Source organism: Hellea balneolensis DSM 19091 (genome assembly GCF_000428525.1).
In the GTDB taxonomy this organism is placed as follows: Bacteria; Pseudomonadota; Alphaproteobacteria; order Caulobacterales; family Maricaulaceae; genus Hellea; species Hellea balneolensis.
The window spans coordinates 841,877-859,792 of record NZ_AUAC01000003.1 but is presented as its reverse complement, the minus strand read 5'-3'; the positions used below and the strand labels follow the sequence as shown (position 1 = coordinate 859,792).

The 17,916-nt window shown below is 47.5% G+C and carries 17 protein-coding genes; 4 read left to right on the top strand and 13 right to left on the bottom strand.

The features are described 5' to 3' along the window. The first annotated feature begins 87 nt into the window (after positions 1–87). From F569_RS19010 to F569_RS0110320, 3 genes are all read left to right on the top strand, one after another. Positions 88–2,109, top strand: a complete 2,022-nt coding sequence (locus F569_RS19010; RefSeq protein WP_162143767.1) for an ATP-binding protein — start codon at positions 88–90, stop codon at positions 2,107–2,109. A gap of 48 nt (positions 2,110–2,157) precedes the next feature. Continuing rightward, entirely contained in the window at positions 2,158–3,873 is a 1,716-nt protein-coding gene (locus tag F569_RS0110325) for an amidohydrolase (protein ID WP_026942149.1), read from the top strand. 79 nt (positions 3,874–3,952) lie between these two features. Further along, complete coding sequence (locus tag F569_RS0110320; RefSeq protein WP_154813708.1) at positions 3,953–4,546, top strand: hypothetical protein; 594 nt, start codon at positions 3,953–3,955, stop codon at positions 4,544–4,546. A gap of 10 nt (positions 4,547–4,556) precedes the next feature. On the opposite strand, the gene F569_RS0110315 is transcribed toward F569_RS0110320, so the two are convergent. The 6 genes from F569_RS0110315 to F569_RS0110290 form a co-directional block, all read right to left on the bottom strand. Then, complete coding sequence (locus tag F569_RS0110315; RefSeq protein ID WP_026942147.1) at positions 4,557–4,886, bottom strand: hypothetical protein; 330 nt, start codon at positions 4,884–4,886, stop codon at positions 4,557–4,559. Positions 4,887–4,965: 79 nt separating this feature from the next. Then, positions 4,966–5,451: a YajQ family cyclic di-GMP-binding protein gene (locus F569_RS0110310; RefSeq protein WP_026942146.1), complete on the bottom strand. Its 486-nt coding sequence runs from the start codon at positions 5,449–5,451 to the stop codon at positions 4,966–4,968. Positions 5,452–5,460: 9 nt separating this feature from the next. After that, a complete protein-coding gene (locus F569_RS0110305; protein ID WP_026942145.1) occupies positions 5,461–6,705 on the bottom strand; it encodes an acyl-CoA dehydrogenase family protein in 1,245 nt (414 codons plus the stop codon). 20 nt (positions 6,706–6,725) lie between these two features. Further along, a complete protein-coding gene (locus F569_RS0110300) occupies positions 6,726–7,790 on the bottom strand; it encodes a phosphotransferase family protein (RefSeq protein WP_026942144.1) in 1,065 nt (354 codons plus the stop codon). Continuing rightward, positions 7,790–8,548 carry a glucose 1-dehydrogenase gene (locus tag F569_RS0110295; protein WP_026942143.1) on the bottom strand — a complete coding sequence of 253 codons (759 nt, stop codon included), beginning with the start codon at positions 8,546–8,548 and terminating at the stop codon, positions 7,790–7,792. Before F569_RS0110295 ends, F569_RS0110300 begins: the two co-directional genes overlap by 1 nt. A 10-nt stretch (positions 8,549–8,558) precedes the next feature. Further along, positions 8,559–9,335 carry an SDR family oxidoreductase gene (locus F569_RS0110290; RefSeq protein ID WP_026942142.1) on the bottom strand — a complete coding sequence of 259 codons (777 nt, stop codon included), beginning with the start codon at positions 9,333–9,335 and terminating at the stop codon, positions 8,559–8,561. Positions 9,336–9,442: 107 nt separating this feature from the next. Here F569_RS0110290 and F569_RS0110285 point away from each other — a divergent pair, with 107 nt between their 5' ends. Next, positions 9,443–10,735: a DUF3667 domain-containing protein gene (locus tag F569_RS0110285; RefSeq protein WP_034388178.1), complete on the top strand. Its 1,293-nt coding sequence runs from the start codon at positions 9,443–9,445 to the stop codon at positions 10,733–10,735. On the opposite strand, the gene F569_RS0110280 is transcribed toward F569_RS0110285, so the two are convergent. The 7 genes from F569_RS0110280 to F569_RS17500 form a co-directional block, all read right to left on the bottom strand. Beyond that, positions 10,732–11,196 carry a hypothetical protein gene (locus tag F569_RS0110280; RefSeq protein ID WP_026942140.1) on the bottom strand — a complete coding sequence of 155 codons (465 nt, stop codon included), beginning with the start codon at positions 11,194–11,196 and terminating at the stop codon, positions 10,732–10,734. The two genes, F569_RS0110285 and F569_RS0110280, sit on opposite strands and share 4 nt — an antisense overlap. Further along, on the bottom strand, positions 11,175–11,576 hold the full coding sequence (locus F569_RS0110275; RefSeq protein WP_233353639.1) for a D-Ala-D-Ala carboxypeptidase family metallohydrolase: 402 nt from the start codon (positions 11,574–11,576) through the stop codon (positions 11,175–11,177). Before F569_RS0110275 ends, F569_RS0110280 begins: the two co-directional genes overlap by 22 nt. Positions 11,577–11,675: 99 nt before the next feature. Then, complete coding sequence (locus F569_RS19885) at positions 11,676–12,815, bottom strand: DUF2853 family protein (protein WP_233353638.1); 1,140 nt, start codon at positions 12,813–12,815, stop codon at positions 11,676–11,678. A gap of 13 nt (positions 12,816–12,828) precedes the next feature. Next, positions 12,829–13,902, bottom strand: a complete 1,074-nt coding sequence (locus tag F569_RS0110260) for an OmpA family protein (protein WP_026942138.1) — start codon at positions 13,900–13,902, stop codon at positions 12,829–12,831. A gap of 125 nt (positions 13,903–14,027) precedes the next feature. Then, positions 14,028–14,981 carry an NAD(P)H-dependent flavin oxidoreductase gene (locus F569_RS0110255; protein WP_026942137.1) on the bottom strand — a complete coding sequence of 318 codons (954 nt, stop codon included), beginning with the start codon at positions 14,979–14,981 and terminating at the stop codon, positions 14,028–14,030. A 161-nt stretch (positions 14,982–15,142) separates the two neighbouring features. Beyond that, on the bottom strand, positions 15,143–16,420 hold the full coding sequence (locus F569_RS0110250) for an amidohydrolase (RefSeq protein WP_026942136.1): 1,278 nt from the start codon (positions 16,418–16,420) through the stop codon (positions 15,143–15,145). Beyond that, a complete protein-coding gene (locus F569_RS17500) occupies positions 16,420–17,865 on the bottom strand; it encodes a M20/M25/M40 family metallo-hydrolase (protein WP_034388175.1) in 1,446 nt (481 codons plus the stop codon). Before F569_RS17500 ends, F569_RS0110250 begins: the two co-directional genes overlap by 1 nt. Between the last annotated feature and the right edge of the window lie 51 nt (positions 17,866–17,916).

Below are 17,916 nucleotides of genomic sequence, written 5' to 3'. Positions count from 1 at the left end.
TTACAGAGCATTTCTTTGTTATTAACCCGCTGTTCGTTATTTTACTCTACTTAAGATTAGGTGGGAATGAAAATGGCTGGAAAAATAATGTCTAATACACTAAATCTCACTCCTGAGACCTCCTCTAAAGACGATAAAAGCCCATATTATTGGCTGACTCGCGTAAGCGATGTATCAGGTCTTGGCATTATACTGTTCAGTGAGAACTTAGGTCTAGAATTTTACAATCAGCTCGCTTCGAAGCATTTTGAGCTCGATGCTGACGATCTTTCAAATGGATCACCTTATCAAAGCTTTCTCGAATATATGGCGATACGCGGTGACTTTGGAGCCGGAAACTCCAAAACTTTCGTTGATCGAGTATCAACAGTTCTCAAAACACAAAAATCCGGCGTGCAAAGCGACGTGGCAAAACTCAAACTAACCATGCCATCCGGTCGGCGTGTATTAGTCTCTCAAATGATAGACAACACAGGAAAGCTTCTTTTAACATCTAAAGATATCACCCGGGAAGAACATAAGTCGCAGGTTCTGGACACGGCGCTCATGTCAGGGGGCTCAGGCTATTGGTATTATAATTGCGAAACAAAATATCTGGCATTGCGCAGTGACTATCTGGAAAAACACCTATCTCATCGTCAAATGGAGCGAGCTCGCAGCAAGGGAGTTCTCACAATAATTCACCCTGATGACTATGACGGAGCTAAAGCGGTCTGGGAGCAGGGATTAAGAGACGGAAAAGAGTGGACTTACACCTGCCGCATCCTCACAGGGAACAGCCGATCTATGTGGCTGCGTTGGAAGGCCGAACCGCATAATTCTGACACAGGAACGGTATTGGGTTTCACCTGTTTTTTCGAGGATATTACGCAAGAGTTAGAAACCAACGATGCGCTTAGAAAAGCGAAAGAAGCGGCTGAAAAATCACTAAAGATAAAAAATGATTTTCTGGCCCGTCTCAGTCATGAAGTCCGCACGCCTATGAACGGCGTGATCGGGATTGCAGACGCGCTTATTCATCATCACGCAGATGATGCCATCAATCCTAAATTAGAAATTATTCAGTCTTCAGCTGAGAAAATCTTGAGAATAGTGGATGATACACTTAATCATACGAAATTAGATGCAGAAAAACTCACCCTAGAGCTTGCTCCGGCGAGCCCCGCAAAGTCCGTCGAGAATGTTGTGAAACTATGGGAACACAAAGCCCTTAAAAACAATATTACGCTCACCTACAGTATTGATAAGTCTGTACCGGAAACGATAATATTCGACCATTTCCGTTATGAGCAATGCCTCAATAATTTACTGTCAAATGCGATTAAATTTTCGCCAAATGGCAAAGTCAGCGTCATCCTCACCACAGTGGAAAAAGGCGGGCAACCCCCTCGCCTGGTCCTCGCTGTGAAAGATACTGGAATTGGTATGACACCTGATCAGCAAGAGCAAATTTTCGAAGCTTACACGCAAGCTGATAAATCCATCGCGCGGCGCTTTGGCGGAACTGGCCTTGGCATGACAATTACCAAGGAAATTATAGAATTTATGGGCGGAACAATCACCCTACGCTCTAAAAGCGGACAAGGTACAGTCTTCGCGCTGACATTGCCTATAAAAGCTCTGAAAGCGCAGCCAGAGGAAGAAAGCAGCCAATCTCTGGTGAACCAGATATTAGAGGATGCCAAGCCTGAGCCTACCAATTACTCAGAGCTGCGTATTCTTGTTGTCGATGACAATACAACAAATCATATGGTTGTTTCGTCCTTGCTTGAAACACTTGTCGGCGAAATACACATCGCGAATAATGGCCAACACGCCATCGATATTTTGAAAACAACCCCCATTGATATCGTTCTTATGGATATTCACATGCCTGTCATGGATGGAATTGAAGCGACATTGGCAATCCGCGCTAGCACGGAACCTTGGGCGGACGTCCTTATAATTGCCTTGACGGCGGACCCACAATATCAACAGATCCGGCTTTGCAAGAATATCGGAATGGACGATGCTCTGCCAAAACCAGTAAAGCTTGTCGAATTGCTTGGGGCTTTCGATAATGTTCTTTCTTTGAATGACCAATCACAAGATTTTCTTAAATCTGCCTAGCTTTTCGAACATAGGTCGCTAGATTGTCCCAAAATGCGGGTGATCTACATGACCAAAAAATTTATTTTACTCTCGGCAGCGGCGTTGTTGATTTCAGCTTGTGCGGAAAACACAACTAAAGTCAAAATCAGTGATACGGATTGGTGTTTCTCGGGCGGCCCCATTTATACAGCCACAGACGCGGCTCCGATTGTTGAAGCTGTTGCCGTCAAGAACGGAACGATAAGCTATAGCGGCGCAGTAGATGGTGACTGGTGCGAGAGCAACACCTCCCCTTCCCGCCGCACAGTTAATCTGTTCGGCGCCGCCATGTATCCAGGACTTACGGATGGCCATGGCCACCTGATAGGGATAGGCCTTCGCGAAATGACCCTTAATTTGGAGGGTACAAAATCAGTCAAAGAGCTAAAGTCACGCTTGACCGACGTCATAAAAGTAACTCCCAAAGGTGAAACGGTATATGGGCGCGGCTGGATTGAAACACATTGGCCGGAAAAAAGGTTTCCCAATCGATATGATCTGGACAGCGTCTCACCTGACCATCCAGTTATCCTTGAAAGAGCCGATGGTCATGCCGTTGTCGTAAATTCCAAAGCCTTGGAGATGGCCAATATAACGGCGAACACCAAAGCTCCCTATGGCGGCGCGATAAATAAGAATGGCAAGGCCGAACCCCGCCGGGGGAAAAATGAGCCTTCAGGTATGCTCATAGATAATGCCGCTAAACTCGTCGAAGAACTTATGCCTGAATTAACTGAGGCCCGAAAAGAGGAGGCCTACATTAAAGGGGCCGCACTTTACGCGTCGCGTGGCTGGACAAATATCCATTCGATGTCTGTAAACCCGATAGACATTCCCATGCTCAACCGTTTGGCTGATGAAGGCAGAATCAAAATCAGGGTCTATAATTCTATTGATCTCCTCGACCATAAAAATATGCCGTCTATGCGCACGGATACAGAAGACGAAAACCCTATCATAACCACACGCGCGATAAAATTATATGCTGATGGCGCTTTAGGCTCTCGCGGCGCGGCGTTGTTGCAGCCCTATACTGATGACAAGGGCAATTCAGGACTCATGACGCTCAAAGAAGAACAGGCTAATTCTATTTTAAGGTCTGCCTTACGCAATGGAACACAAGTCAATATTCATGCGATTGGTGACCGAGGTAACCGCGAAGTCTTGCGTTGGTATAAAGAAGCTCTTGATGCTGTCCCTGTAGCTGAACGCGCAAACCCTGATCCACGATGGCGTATAGAACACAGCCAGATTATCCATGTCGATGATATTCCTCTATTTGCGGAATATGGCATCATACCCTCCATGCAGCCCTCTCATGCCATTGGAGACCTTTATTTTGCCGTTGACAGGCTCGGCAAAGATCGGCTTGCAGGAGGCTATGCGTGGCGTAGCCTGATTGATAGCGGCGCTATCATTGCGGGTGGTTCTGATGCGCCTGTTGAAGTCGGGGATCCCCGCATTGAATTTTACGCCGCAACGCAGCGTAAGGGACTGGACGGTTATTCCAATGAGGCGTGGTATCCAGATCAAAAAGTGTCTCCACAGGAAGCGCTTAAAATGTTTACGGCATGGCCTGCCTATGCCGCTTTTCAAGAAGATATGTTAGGTACCATTGAAATTGGAAAAGCAGCAGATTTCACCGTTTTTGAGACAGATATTATGACAGCCTCTGGGCCTGATATCCTGAACGCCGAGCCTATTATGACGATTGTAGGCGGCGAGGTCGCGTTTGAGCGCTAAACCGATGAAGGCAACCTATAACAGGCTTATTGGAGGTGCATTTGGCGCGTTCATTATCACGACATGCCTCTTTATTTTTATGACAATGCTCATTCACGCAGATTACACACCAACAAAAGATGAAAGATCCCGCGAGTATAAAGTAATCAAAAACCTAAAAACTGAAATGACCTCGACGCATGTCATGAAATTACGGCCAGAACTTAAAAAATCAGAAGCGGCACCACCATCTCCACCAAAAAGTAAGAATTTCGCTCGCGAGCTTCCAACCATCAATCAAGCTAACATCTCAATTCAGGCCATTATAAATCCATTAAAACCAAAAATTGCTTCAAAGGTCTCTCCAGACATACTCGTAGCCTCCGAGATTTTAGAAAATACAGGCATTCATAGTAAGTCCAAAGGCCTGCAAAGCTCTGCTTCTGATCAAGGAAAAATCGGAACAGCAGGGCAAGGAAACTCTGACGCCGGTATCAGTCAATGCTCGATATCATTTACCCTTCTTGAAGGCGGAGGCGTAGAGGACTTATCTTGGTTAAACTGTGTTGATGGAACTATTGCAGATGAAGCTGAGCAAGCACTTTATGTTTGGCTTCGCCAAAAAAACGAAGACTATCTCGCTTTAAATGCGCAAGCTGGGGATAGCCTACAATTCACTTTTAAACGGCAATAATAGCCTCATGTTAATCCACTTCCTTATAAAACTTATAGCGGCGACGGGCAGAACTTTCGGCGTCTTCTTGCACGCGCAAAAGCACCATGTCGCCTTGGCGGACGTCACTTTTAAGCGGGACTGCAATGATAGTCTGGTGACCATTTTCCAATGTTACGACCGCATTTATGACAGGTCGCCCAATAACTTTTGAGTTCGACATGAGGGTTTTCACTTGCCCTTCAACTTGACCTGCAGCTTGCCAGTCATAGCTATGCGGACGAATGAAAAACATCCATATCACAAGAGCCGCGCCGAATAGAATCACAGCGCCTTTTATAATGTCACTTAGCGGAGGCATATCCCCTCTCCCCGAAACATGTGGTTTCATAGGAGATGGGATATATATTCACGCTTACAAGAGCGCAGGCTTAAATCTGCTAATCGCGAAAGTTCTTAAATTGCAGAGGCTGTTCAAGTCCGAGGTCTTTAATGAATTGAATGGCGGCCTGAAGGTCGTCACGTTTCTTGCCTGTAACTCTGAGCTCTTCACCCTGAATGGCGACTTGGATTTTCATCTTTGCGCTTTTTATGTCTTTGACAATTTTCTTGGCGAGCTCTTTCTCAATCCCGTTTTTCACAAGGATGTTTTGCCGAACAGAAGCACCTGCAGCAGACTCAACTTTCTGGTAATCAAGCTGTCCCGGCTCGATACCGCGTTTATGAAGCTGCCCGCGCAGAATCTCATGCATCTGGTTAAGCTTAAGATCATCATCCGCAAAGACTTTGATCATACCATCAGCACTCTCAACAGTGGACTTGGAACCCTTGAAGTCATAACGCACGGAGATTTCGCGCATCACATTTTGAATAGCATTATCGACCTCAGCCATATCAGCTTCAGAAACTACATCGAAACTCGGCATTTTATTGTCCTAGACTTTTTGATTAGTGTAACCGCGTAATTCCTTACGCGCGACTTGACGGCGGTGAACTGAGTCAGGGCCATCTGCAAAGCGCAATGTGCGCTGACCCTGATACATCTGCGCCAGAGGCGTGTCTTGGGATATTCCGGTTCCGCCATAAATTTGCATGGCCTCATCAATGATTTTGAGCGACATGCGAGGCGCTTCTACTTTAATCATTGAAATCCATGGCGCAGCATCACGTTTTGACATCGTATCCATGGCCCAAGCCGCTTTCAGACAGAGCAAACGTGCCTGTTCAATCTTGATGCGGGCTTCAGCAATAATATCGAAATTAGCTCCAAGGAAAGCAAGCTGCTTACCAAATGCCTCACGCTCCAAAGACCGCTTGCATAAGAGCTGTAATGCCTTCTCAGCCTGTCCAATTGAGCGCATGCAATGATGGATGCGGCCCGGCCCTAAACGGCCCTGAGACACTTCAAAACCCGCCCCTTCACGTATCAATAAAGAGTCAGCAGGAATGCGTACATTCGTAAAGCGCACATGCATATGGCCATGCGGCGCGTCATCATGGCCAAAGACCATCATAGGGCGCAGAACTTCATAACCTTCAGATTCAGCATCCACAACGAACATGGAATGCTGCTCATGTTTGGATCGCTCTTCACTGGGTGTTTTCGCCATAAGGATAAAGACTTTACAGCGCGGGTCCCCGGCACCTGATGACCAATATTTCTCCCCATTAAGCACCCATTCATCACCATCTCTGACAGCTGAAAATTCGAGGTTTGTCGCGTCTGATGAAGCGACATCAGGTTCTGTCATGAGATAAGCCGAGCGAATTTTACCTTCAAGGAGCGGCTTGAGCCATTTTTCTTTATGTTCATCTGTGCCGTAGCGCTCGAGCACTTCCATATTACCTGTATCCGGCGCAGAACAATTCATGGCTTCGGATGCCATGTGAACCCATCCGAGCTCCTCGGCGACATAGGCATATTCGACCGTTGAAAGACCATAGCCTTCTTCGGAATCCGTCAGCCAGAAATTCCAAAGGCCCCGCTTGCGGGCTTCGGCTTTCATGGTTTCAAGGATTTCCGTTTGGCGTTCAGAATAACTAAAACGGCCATCGGGACCTGTGCCGATAAGTGAGTCAAATTCTTCGTTTAGCGGCGCTACAAAATTGCGCGTAAAGTCTCTGATTTTTTCGACGAGAGGCGCGACTTTGTCGCTCATACCTAAATCCATTGATGACATATCTTATCCTTCTATTCTTCTTAAAGTGTACCTGATTTTATTTTAAAGCGCGCAAGGTTCCCTAGTGCGGCTGTCATTTGCCCATAAGGCTTAAAGCGCGGATTATCATTTTGGCCGCGGTAGAAACGGGCATAAATTTGCTGAATGATAACCGCTAAACGCCATATCCCATATATATAATAAAACTGAAATCCTGACACATCCGCACCTGTTTTTGCCGCATAGAAGTCTAAAACCTCTTGGCGCGTCATCATGCCCGGCGCTTGGCTAGGTTGGCGAACAGTCATTTTCATAAAGTCGGGATCAGTCGCCTCAATCCAATAGGCCAACGTATTTCCCAAATCCATCATAGGGTCGCCAAGCGCGGAAATTTCCCAATCGAGCAGGGCTTCGATTTGGGTCGGGTCATCTTGTTTTAGGATGCAATTATCAATGCGATAATCACCATGAATGACGGCGGCTCCACGTTCAGTGGCGGGCATATTATCGACAAGCCATTGCTGGACATCTTCAAATTTCTCAATGTCCTCTGTCCAAGCTTTGGACCAACGGCGGTTCCAGCCTAAAATCTGACGGCTGACATAACCTTCGGGTTTACCAAAATCCCCAAGACCAGCAGTTTGGTAATCCACCGTGTGTAAATCCACGAGCGTTTGGAAAAAGTTTTCGCAAAGCTGGCGACCTTCTTTGGCAGTCCAGTTCCACTCACTTGGTATTTTTGTATGAATGAGATGCCCTTCAGAGCGCTCCATGACATAGAACTCTGCTCCAATGATAGAGCTATCATCTGTATAATAAAGCGTATTCGGCACAGGAATATGGCCATCCAAAGCTGTCATGACTCTATATTCTCTGTGCATGTCATGACCCGATTTGGGTTTATCCCCAAAAGGCGGGCGGCGCAGCACCATGCGACGCTCGGGATAATCCAATGCATATGTTAGATTAGACGCGCCGGAGGCATATTGCTTAACGCTCGGCTCGCCACTTAAATCCGGTAGCGCCTGTTTCAAAACAGCATCAATGGCTGCAATATCTAACTCTTCGCCCTTACGAACTTCTACAGTTGGATTTTCGCTGCTCACTAGATCACCGCTCCGCCGTCAACTACCATGTTTTGGCCTGTATAATAACTGGCTTCTTCTGAGGCCATATAGAGAACGGCTCCAACCATCTCTTCGGGTTGCGCCATACGTTTAATAGCAAGATTCATTTTGACATACATATCCATAGCCGGATTGTCTTTCAGGGCTGAGGCCAGTTTCGTATCGGTAAAGCCAGGTAGCAGAGCATTCACACGCACGCCATGCTGTGAATATTCTTTCGCAAGACCCTTTGTCATAGCGATAAGAGCCGCCTTGCTCATGCCGTAAATAACGCGAAATTCAGCAGGCTGTAATCCGTCAATTGAGGCCACGTTTACAATAGAGCCACCCCCATCCGCTTTTAACATCGGGAAGGCCTTGGTTGAGAGGAAATAAGGCCCACGTGTGTTGACTTCGATTGTTTTATCAAATGCGCCTTCACTCGCCTCGTGGGCTGGACCAAAATGCGGGCTTGTCGCGCCATTATTGACCAATACATCAAGACGCCCAAATTCTTTTTCAATCATCTCAAGGACTTTGTCGTGATGGTCAAGTTCCCCCAAATGCAGTTCTGCTGAAACCGCTTTCCCGCCTTTTGCGCGAATGGCCTCGGCCACCTTCTCACAGTCGCCTTGTTTACGGCTAGAACAAATCACTGTTGCTCCATGCTCGGCAAAGCCATGCGCGACGGCCTCGCCAATGCCTCGGCTTGCGCCGGCGATGAGCGCTACTTTTCCTGTGAAATCAAAACGTGCCATCGTCTCTCTCCTATGTAGGGAGCTGGTCATTACCCAGCTTTTGTTTCAGCTTGTTCATGCCGCCAATATAGGCCTCATAGTTCATGGCTTTATTTTTGAAATATTCACCCACGATAGGATGCGAAAGAACCATGAACCTATCTTCTTCAATCGCGAGCTTTAGGGCCTCTGCCACGTCCGAAGGTTCAATTAAGCCGTCTTGATGCCCTTCCGCCATAGCCATGCCCTTGGTCATATTGGTTCGCACATATTGGGGACAGATACAGTGTGTTTTAATGCCCTCGTCCCAATGGCGAATGGCAAGACTCTCGGCAAAACCTACTGCGGCATGTTTCGTTGCCGTGTAAGACGCACTTCCGACTTGCGCCAAGAGACCTGCCGCCGATGCCGTTATGACAAACCGCCCGGAGCCTCTTTCTTGCATTTGAGGCAATATCGCCCGAGCCGCATAAACGCTACTCATGACATTAACCTGCCAGCTGAGCTCCCAATTTTCATTACTTGCCCCGGCCGCATGTTCCGGATCGCCAAACCCTACCCCGGCATTGGACACAAATATGTCGATTGGCCCATTAGCGGCCTCGGCCATATCAATGAAATCTCGAACCGCTTGATCATCGGAAACATCACACGCAAAAGCGACGGCTCCGATTTCATCTGCAGTTTTGGAGGGTGATTTCAAATCGCTAATTGCGACTTTGGCGCCCTGCGCAATGAACATTTCAGCGATAGCTCTTCCGATACCGCCGCTTGCGCCCGTTACGGCGATTGATTGATTTTTAAACATGCGCCCTACTTAGCAAGGCAAAACTGGCGCGAAAAGCTTTATATGCAATTTGTTGCATATTTTATTTCGAAGCGCATTATGGCATAGACGGTTTGAGGGACATGATTATGGGCGATACAGATACAATAGATTTGGAACAAGCGGGCTTATTAGACGCCGACACTATCCCCAACGCCAATCAAAGCCTAAATTGCTTTTCCTGCGGCGAGACCATGAGCGGCGTTTATTGTTATGCCTGCGGAAATAAAAATGATGATTATCGGCGATCTATCTGGTCGTTAGGGGCTGAGCTGTTTTCATCTCTGACAGCCTTTGAAGGCCGTATCTGGCGGAGCCTACGCAGCTTAATATTTAAACCAGGGCAAATGTCCCGTGAGTTTTCTGATGGCGCGCGGCAGAAATGGACATCGCCTATCCGGCTTTATCTGGCGACGTCACTTTTGTTATTTGGTTATGTCGCGCTGTCCGGAACTCAATTAGTCGCTTTTGGGCCCAAGATGCTTAATGACTCACCCGTAAAAGCTGAATTCGGTGATGCAAAACTTGTGCCTCAAGTGTTTTTCCTTGAACGAAAAAGTACCATTAGCGAGGCCATCTCAGAAGATGCCATTGCGGCATTTGAAAATGATGTTGTCAGCATGATTAATAATGATGAGGATATGTCACTTGAAGAACTTCAAGAAGAACTTGTTCGTGTCCAAAAAAGTGCCGACGCCCTTAAATCGCAAATCGAAAAAGCTACAAATAAATATGCAAAATCGGGAATGCAGCGCGGGCTCACACCTATGCAAAACCGTATTAAAAGCCTTAAAAATAGAATTGAAAACTATTCAGAAGACACAGATGAGACAGGCATCAACGGTAAAAACAGTGATAAGACGGCAGGTAGCTCTCCCTCAAATATCCAACTCACCGATGCAACAGGACGTCAAATGACATTAGATGCTGAAGGGATTCGAGAAGCTTTCACCATTGGCCTAAGGCAGCCCGAACGCATCAACGCACCGATCAGTAAGTACTTACCGCGTATAATGTTCGTGATGATGCCCTTCTCAATGTTGCTCGGTGCCATATTTATTCGCGGACGAAAACGCGCCATGCTTTACGATCATCTAGTGCATGCAGCCTATATTCATGCCTTTTCTTTCCTTCTGCTATTTTTCTTTATTTTATTGGTTCAACTCACCCCGATCAAAGGACTGATTTATATTTACAGCCTGATATTACTGATTTACCTGCCACTTTCAGCAAAGCGTATGTTCGGCCGCGGCTGGTTTAAAACTTTTCTGACCAGTTATGGCGTAGGACTGATTTATACTTTTATCATGATGCTGATCCTGTTCTTCCTTATGAGTATGGGGGTCTCTGATATTCTGAAAGATGTTTCGATAAAGACTTAGCGTTTAAGGTTTACCGGCTTTGGAGCGCGGTCCCCAAACCACCAGAGCGTCGCAGCTGTTGCGGCGAAGACAGCGGCCTCAACGATGGAGCCCTGCTGCGTCACAGCGAATATCCACCCCGTAATAACCCATAGCAATATTGTCAAAACGGGGCGTACCAAACGCAAGAGATTGATCACCCATTTGCTCGCCTCGCCAATGGCAGCTTCGGCTTTGATAGAGGTTTCAAGCCCTTTCCAGGAGCCTTGTTGGGCCGCGATGGCAAGCTCCAATTCCGCCTCTTGTTGATTAGCCGCCATTTGTAGCTCATGCAGTTTATACTCATGAGACCAGCGCTGAACCTCATGCTTGAATGCCTGCTTGCGTTCAAAGAAGCTTGCTATGCGGCCAAGAGCTGTGCCGACAATTCCGAAGACACCGCCCGCTGCGGCGTCCAAGCCTAATCCAAATATATCTGCCATAAGTCCTTTGCTTTCTGCCCGCCAAACCAATAGCGCGGGCGTCCGAGATCAACGTGTAAAAATGAAGAATAGAAACCAAAGCCCGCAAATCCTGCATATCGACAGGATTGCAAGAGCGTAGCTTTATCGTGGCCGTAAACAGCAATATCCGCGGCAAGCTTTAGATGTTGAGAAAGAGGTGCGCCGCCGACACGCGCATTGTGCAAACTACAGCGATGAGCAGACAAAATAATAAAAGGCCGCCCCACCGCATTGCGGGCCCCTTGAAGTCTGTCCATAAAATCAGGCCAGACGTATAGTTCGCCGCAATGACGACAAGACATTTCCTGCTGTGAAAAGCTCGGCCATGGCCATATATCGCGATTTTGTTGATGTGCCATTTGTATCATGGGCACAGTTTAAGCGATAATGTCAGACCCTATAATTGACATAAAAAAACCCGCCATAAAGACGGGTTTTTTGTGAGAATTTCCTGAGGATTAACCTCCGAAGATATCCAGTTTGCCGGCCTTCTTCGCCGCAAGGTAATAGAATGTTACGCGGTTTTTAAAGCGATCCGGCTTCATCGTGGCGCAAACATCTTGAACGAGTTCAACTTGTCCTGTTTTCAGGCCTAGTTTTTTCGTTGCAAAACCTTTGGCAACTGTTTGCACTTCAGATGGATCCGAACAAGCAACCAATGATCCGTCACGCGTTCTAAGCGCGATACCGCAATATTTCACAATATTCTGAACAACGTCACGTTTGGCACGTGAGTCATATTTCTTCACATTTGTAAAATATTTCTCAAACTTGGCTTCGGCCTCAGACAATTTCGGCTTAGCAGCAGACTTAGGTGCTGTCTTTTTCTTAGCCGCAGTTGACGCTGACTTCATCGCGCGAGGCTTTGCACCTTTTGACAGGCCTTTAGCTTGTTTGATCCATTCGTCACGGCCAATACGGCCCGGGAATGAGTCAATTACGCCTTCAACCATTTTCACATCAGCCGCTTTCCAGGCCGCGATCTGGCGGAAGTAGTAAACGCCTTTACCATTGAGATCTTTCTCAAACTTTGGCCCAATACCTTTTATAAGCTTTAGGTCATCCGGCGCACCATCTGTAGGTCCGTCAGTATAAAGAACCTTCGGCTTTGGCGCAGCTTTGGCCTTTGGCTTAGGTGCTGCTTTGGCTTTTGGAGCCGCCTTCTTCTTCGGGGCAGCTTTCTTTTTTGGAGCCGCTTTTTTAGGCGCCTCAGCAATGCGGCCTTCAAGATACTTAACACGTGCTGCAAGGTAGCGGTTACGCCACTCCAGTGCATATGTCTCGTCATCATCATCCTTAGAGGATGTCGCTGCGGCTGCTGTACCTACAACGGCTGCACCTGCTGCCGCGGCTGCAAGCTTACCTTTAAGGTCAGAAACCTCGCCGTCGCGTGTTGAAACGCGGCCTTCGAGTTCTTGAACGCGGGCACGCAAACTGTCGGCTTCTGCGCGCAATGCACCTTCACCTTCAACTGACAAATCGCCAACTTGCTTTTTGCCGCGGAATAATAACCATCCGAGCAAAAGCCCGAGAAGACCAAATAGGAACGGGATTAACCACCCGAAACATGCTGTATAGCTTAATAGATTGTTTAACATTTTCTCTGTCTCCTTACTCGGATTCTGTCACGATAAATTCGATACGCCGGTTTTGAGCTTTTCCGGCATCTGTTGTGTTGTCAGCGATTGGCTTTGTTTCGCCATAACCGATAGCGCTCATGCGGGATCTTTCGACACCATTCTCAGAGAGATAGGCTACGACGAGATTAGCACGAGCTTCGGAAAGACGCTGATTATATGAGTTAGCACCATCGGCATCTGTGTGGCCTTCAATATTGATTTTGAAAGCGGAACACTGATTAGCCGCTGACGCCAGCGAATTTAAGAGATCAAAACTCTCAGCGCCGCGAATTTCAGCTTTGTCATAGGCAAAGTTAATTTTCTTACCACGCTTAAGGTCGTCTAGCAGCGTCTGGCAAACTTCGATATCTTTAATTTCACCTGTTGCCGGAGCCGTGAGCTTAATTGTTGCCGACCCATTGTAACCTGTAAGGCTTGCCGCTCTGGCAGCAATAGCGTCTCTTAAGTCTACAACGCCGGTTTCACCCGTAATGTTTGACGCGGCGTCTCTCATGGCAAAACGCCCTGTGTCGAGAAGCTTAAGATCATCAATGTTCTGATTGAGAACCATTTCCCAATCCGCATTAGGCGCACCATTCGCGACAAGAACGGTTCTGTCAGTCACAGTTCCGTAGGCCGCTTTGGCTCTTGCCATGACACGGTCACGTTGGTCTTGGTTTTGTACCCAACCGTTTAAGACAACGCTTCCATCATCACTTTTGATAGCTGAAAACGTATATGGCGATTGTGTCGGAATAGCCGGAGCTGCCTTCACAGTGATATCGTTTTTGACCTCATGCCATGTTTTCTTGTCTTCACATTTAGAACATTTGGTTTCAGTCGCAACTTTACCAATCTCGTTCTTCGTGGCGTCACTGGCGGCTTCACCCGTCAGAGTCGCGACATTACCATTCATCTCAACTTGTGTGTCTGTAAAACCAGCAGCAGCCAATGACCCACGGATGTCTTCACCCATTGATTTTGACCGTTTAGGTGCCGTGAACAGTGCCCACAAGAGAGCCAGTATGGCGAGGATGACAATCCCCTTAAACCAATTCGCTCTCATATTCTTCCTCCATAGAAATTAGGCGAGCCGTATAAATAGACTCGGTGAGGGTTTAACGGATTGCTAACTTAGTGGCAATGAAGCAATTTATTTAATTACACCTCTTACAGGGGAATTTATCGAGATTAAATACGGCCCTTAGCCTCTGCATATTCTGCTTTAAACTGATCAACGATATCCTGCATGGACGGCGCATCATGAACAGAGCCAACGCCTTGCCCTGCGCCCCAAATATCTTTCCAGGCTTTTGCATCCGTATTACCGCCTGAACCGAAATTCATTGAGGACTTATCCGCCGTTGGTAAATTGTTCGGATCAAGACCGGCTTTCTCGATTGAGCCTTTTAAGTAGTTACCATGGACGCCCGTAAAGAGACTGGAATAGATGATGTCTTCGCCCGAACTATCAATAATTTCCTGCTTATAGCCGTCTTCCGCATTGGCTTCTTTGGAGGCGATAAAGCGCGTGCCGATATAAGCCAAGTCCGCGCCAATAGCTAAAGCTCCTGCAATAGACCCCCCTGTAGCAATAGAGCCTGACAGTAAGAGCGGCCCGTCATGGAACTGACGAATTTCAGGAATAAGCGCAAATGGCGACAATCGCCCCGCATGTCCCCCGGCCCCTGAACACACAGCGATAAGGCCATCAGCGCCCATAGACAGCGCTTTCTTTGAATGACGGATATTCACTACATCATGCAGAATGATGCCGCCATAACTGTGCGTGGCGTCGTAAACATCTTGGTTCGCCTGAAGACTTGTAATGATAATCGGCACTTCATGCTTCCGGCAAATTTCCGTATCATGCTCAAGACGATTATTGGACGGGTGACAAATCTGGTTCACCGCAAAAGGCGCAACTTTTTTATCCGGATTATCTTTCTGATATTGCTCCAACTCAAGCTTGATACGTACAATCCATTTTTCAAGCTCTTCAGCGGGGCGCGCATTAAGCGCCGGGAATGACCCAACAATGCCCGCCTTACACTGCGCTATGACAAGATCAGGCCCTGACACGATAAACATAGGGGCAGCAACAACAGGCAGTTCAAGATTTTGCAAGATCGGCGGCAATGACATGTGATATCCTCAAATTAATTTTGATATGCAATTATATGCATATCAGAGAAAGTCTAGAAGTTTTTAGTCGGCGCAGGAGGTCATCTAACGCAGAAAATCACCTAACATTGGAACCAAAGTTATATCAAAATTTTGGTATAACGCAGTGAAACTGATATAAGTCACTCGTTAAACAGGCTTACAGCCGTTGCAGTCATTGTATCGACACCTACTGGGATGGCTGCGGCGGCATCAGGTTTGAAGAAGGGTGAATGCAGTGAAGGCATAGATTTACCTGCCTTTTTAGCCGCTTTTACTTCCGCTGGATCTGCAGCACCGAGCCAATAAATCATCCCTGGAATTTTCGGCTCTGTTCGGCCATAACGTCCAAAATCCTCTCCGCCCATTACGGGAGCGGACACAACAACATTTTCCGCGCCAATGACCTCCGCCATAGTTTCCATGGCTCTGGCGGAAAGATCAGGATTATTATAAGCCGCAGGCGTATATTCATCCTTGATCTCAACGATAGGAAGTTTGTCTTCGGGCAATCCCGCTACGCGGCCCATATTTTCTGAGATACGCTTGATAGATGCCATTAACATATCGCGCGTTTCATCAGAGTAAGATCGCACTGTGAGCTGTAGCTTCACCTCTTCGCCGATGATATTGTGCTTTGTTCCGCCATGAATAGACCCAACCGTAACAACGGCAGAATCTTGCGCCGCAACCTCACGCGACACAATAGTCTGCAAAGCCAGAACGATTTGTGAGGCCAAGACGATAGGGTCTTTCGTAGTCTGAGGGTAAGCGCCATGGCCGCCAACACCCTTTACAGTAATGTCAACCGAATCGACATTGGCCAGTGCATAGCCTGAGGTAATACCCACCATACCCGCAGGCATGCCTGAATTAGCGTGGAGCGCAAGGTTGTAATCGGGGCGAGGAAATTTAGTAAACAGTCCTGCTTTCAACATATCCTTAGCGCCATGACTGATTTCTTCAGCGGGCTGCAGAATCATTACAAGCGTACCCGACCATAGATCTTTATTGGCGACAAGCTCTTGAGCGGTTCCCAAAAATGTCGTCATGTGAATGTCATGACCGCAAGCATGCATGACGGGCCATTCATCCCCAAAGCGGTCTTTCTTGACCACTGTGCTGGCATAAGGAAGCCCTGTATTTTCTTTCACAGGCAAGCCGTCCATATCCGCTCGGATCATGATGGTTTTACCGGGACCGTTTTTCATAACGGACACAACTCCTGTTCCGCCGAAGTTTTCAGTCACATCAAAACCAAGCGTTTTCATGCGCTTAGCGAGATAAGCTGCAGTTTCCGTTTCCATAGAAGACAGTTCAGGATCTGCGTGGAGATGTTTGTAAACATCCATCAATGTTTCAGCCTGAGCCACTGGCGCCATTGCAACAAGAGCCGCGGCAAGTAATAGTTTCATCTTCATTATTCATCCCCTCTAAAATCAGTTTCAGCTTCGGATGCCATCCAAATCATTGCCGTGAAGGCAGCTGTATTTTTGGCCATATCATCTGCGTCGATCTTATCAAAAGTATCGTCTGGCGTGTGGTGCAAATCGAAATAATCCGTGCCCTCTTGTTGGAAGCGCATGGTTGGCACGCCCTCACGCGACATTGGACCAATATCTGGCCCGCCATTAGTTGCGCGGCCAGACATAGGAAGATTAAGGGCCTTAGCCATATCCTCAATAACGGCTTTGCCGCTTCGAACGCCTGACAACACTTCATAAGGCGGCTCTGCCCCAAAGTCCGACTCAGTTGCAAGAACGTGCTTATTGAGGCTCTCTCCTTTATGCTTTTTCGCATAAGCGAAACCACCAAGAAGGCCGACCTCTTCCGCGCCAAAAGCGACAACACGTATGGTGCGCTTAGGCTTAAGTCCGCTTTCAATAAGTACCTGCGCGGCACCGGCGGAAATTCCAATGCCAGCCCCGTCATCTATCGCGCCTGTTCCCAAGTCCCAAGAGTCCAAGTGACCACTGATCAAAACGATCTCTTCAGGTTTTTCTGACCCCACAATATCACCTATCACGTTGCCAGACTCAGTTTGTCCCTTCCATTGCGGCGTCATTGTCATTTTTAGGGTCATCGTCTCACCACGGCCTAATGTCCGCTCAAGCTGATCTGCATCAGGCGCGGACAAGGCCGCGATCGGAATTTTCTTTATGTCATCGGCATAGCGCATCATGCCTGTATGCGGGAAACGGTGACTATCTGTTCCAACAGAGCGAATGACGACGGCTATTGCGCCTCGCTTTGCAGCCTCGGTCGCACCCTGGCGGCGTTTTTGGTTAGCTGGACCATATCCCGCCCCGTCTGGTGCTTTCTTCATTCGCCCTGAAATAAAGACGATTTTTCCATCAAGTCCGCCCTCTGGCGCATTTTTTAAATCTTCAAATGTTGGAAAATAAGCAATTTCAGCTTCAATTCCTTCAGGCGGCGTAGCCACTGAACCGCCGAGTGATGTGATGAAGAGCTGTTGTGGATTGGGCGATACAATTGCGGCAGTTTCAATACCGCGCTCCCAATAAGGCATCATGAAAGGTTCTATTCGAACATTTTCAAGACCAATCTCTTTGAACTTAGCCACAGCCCATTGGCGTGCTTTTGCTTCCTCGGGTGAACCGCCAACACGCGGACCGATCTCTGTGGTCAATGATTCTGTGATGTCATAGGCATATGTGCTTTTCAGAGAGGCCTTAATAAGCTGATCTACTTCAGAACTGCGCGTGTAACCCTCTGCCGAAGCCTCAAATACAGGACGCTTCGTCTTAGTTTCGATTTGTGCCTGAGCGTCATCGACCACTTGCGTGACCTCTGAACACGCTATTAAAGCTGTGCTGGCCAGAAGAGAGATTACAAATGCACGCATAGTTTCACCTTTTATTTTCTTGCCGCTATGATTAGAGAGAGCCGAGCGGTT

Coding starts and splice junctions, on each gene's coding strand:
- F569_RS19010 (WP_162143767.1), top strand. CDS start 88: ATGTCTAATACACTAAATCTCACTCCTGAGACCTCCTCTAAAGACGAT.
- F569_RS0110325 (WP_026942149.1), top strand. CDS start 2,158: ATGACCAAAAAATTTATTTTACTCTCGGCAGCGGCGTTGTTGATTTCA.
- F569_RS0110320 (WP_154813708.1), top strand. CDS start 3,953: ATGACAATGCTCATTCACGCAGATTACACACCAACAAAAGATGAAAGA.
- F569_RS0110315 (WP_026942147.1), bottom strand. CDS start 4,886: ATGCCTCCGCTAAGTGACATTATAAAAGGCGCTGTGATTCTATTCGGC.
- F569_RS0110310 (WP_026942146.1), bottom strand. CDS start 5,451: ATGCCGAGTTTCGATGTAGTTTCTGAAGCTGATATGGCTGAGGTCGAT.
- F569_RS0110305 (WP_026942145.1), bottom strand. CDS start 6,705: ATGTCATCAATGGATTTAGGTATGAGCGACAAAGTCGCGCCTCTCGTC.
- F569_RS0110295 (WP_026942143.1), bottom strand. CDS start 8,548: ATGGCACGTTTTGATTTCACAGGAAAAGTAGCGCTCATCGCCGGCGCA.
- F569_RS0110290 (WP_026942142.1), bottom strand. CDS start 9,335: ATGTTTAAAAATCAATCAATCGCCGTAACGGGCGCAAGCGGCGGTATC.
- F569_RS0110285 (WP_034388178.1), top strand. CDS start 9,443: ATGGGCGATACAGATACAATAGATTTGGAACAAGCGGGCTTATTAGAC.
- F569_RS0110280 (WP_026942140.1), bottom strand. CDS start 11,196: ATGGCAGATATATTTGGATTAGGCTTGGACGCCGCAGCGGGCGGTGTC.
- F569_RS0110275 (WP_233353639.1), bottom strand. CDS start 11,576: ATGGCACATCAACAAAATCGCGATATATGGCCATGGCCGAGCTTTTCA.
- F569_RS19885 (WP_233353638.1), bottom strand. CDS start 12,815: ATGTTAAACAATCTATTAAGCTATACAGCATGTTTCGGGTGGTTAATC.
- F569_RS0110260 (WP_026942138.1), bottom strand. CDS start 13,902: ATGAGAGCGAATTGGTTTAAGGGGATTGTCATCCTCGCCATACTGGCT.
- F569_RS0110255 (WP_026942137.1), bottom strand. CDS start 14,981: ATGTCATTGCCGCCGATCTTGCAAAATCTTGAACTGCCTGTTGTTGCT.
- F569_RS0110250 (WP_026942136.1), bottom strand. CDS start 16,420: ATGAAGATGAAACTATTACTTGCCGCGGCTCTTGTTGCAATGGCGCCA.
- F569_RS17500 (WP_034388175.1), bottom strand. CDS start 17,865: ATGCGTGCATTTGTAATCTCTCTTCTGGCCAGCACAGCTTTAATAGCG.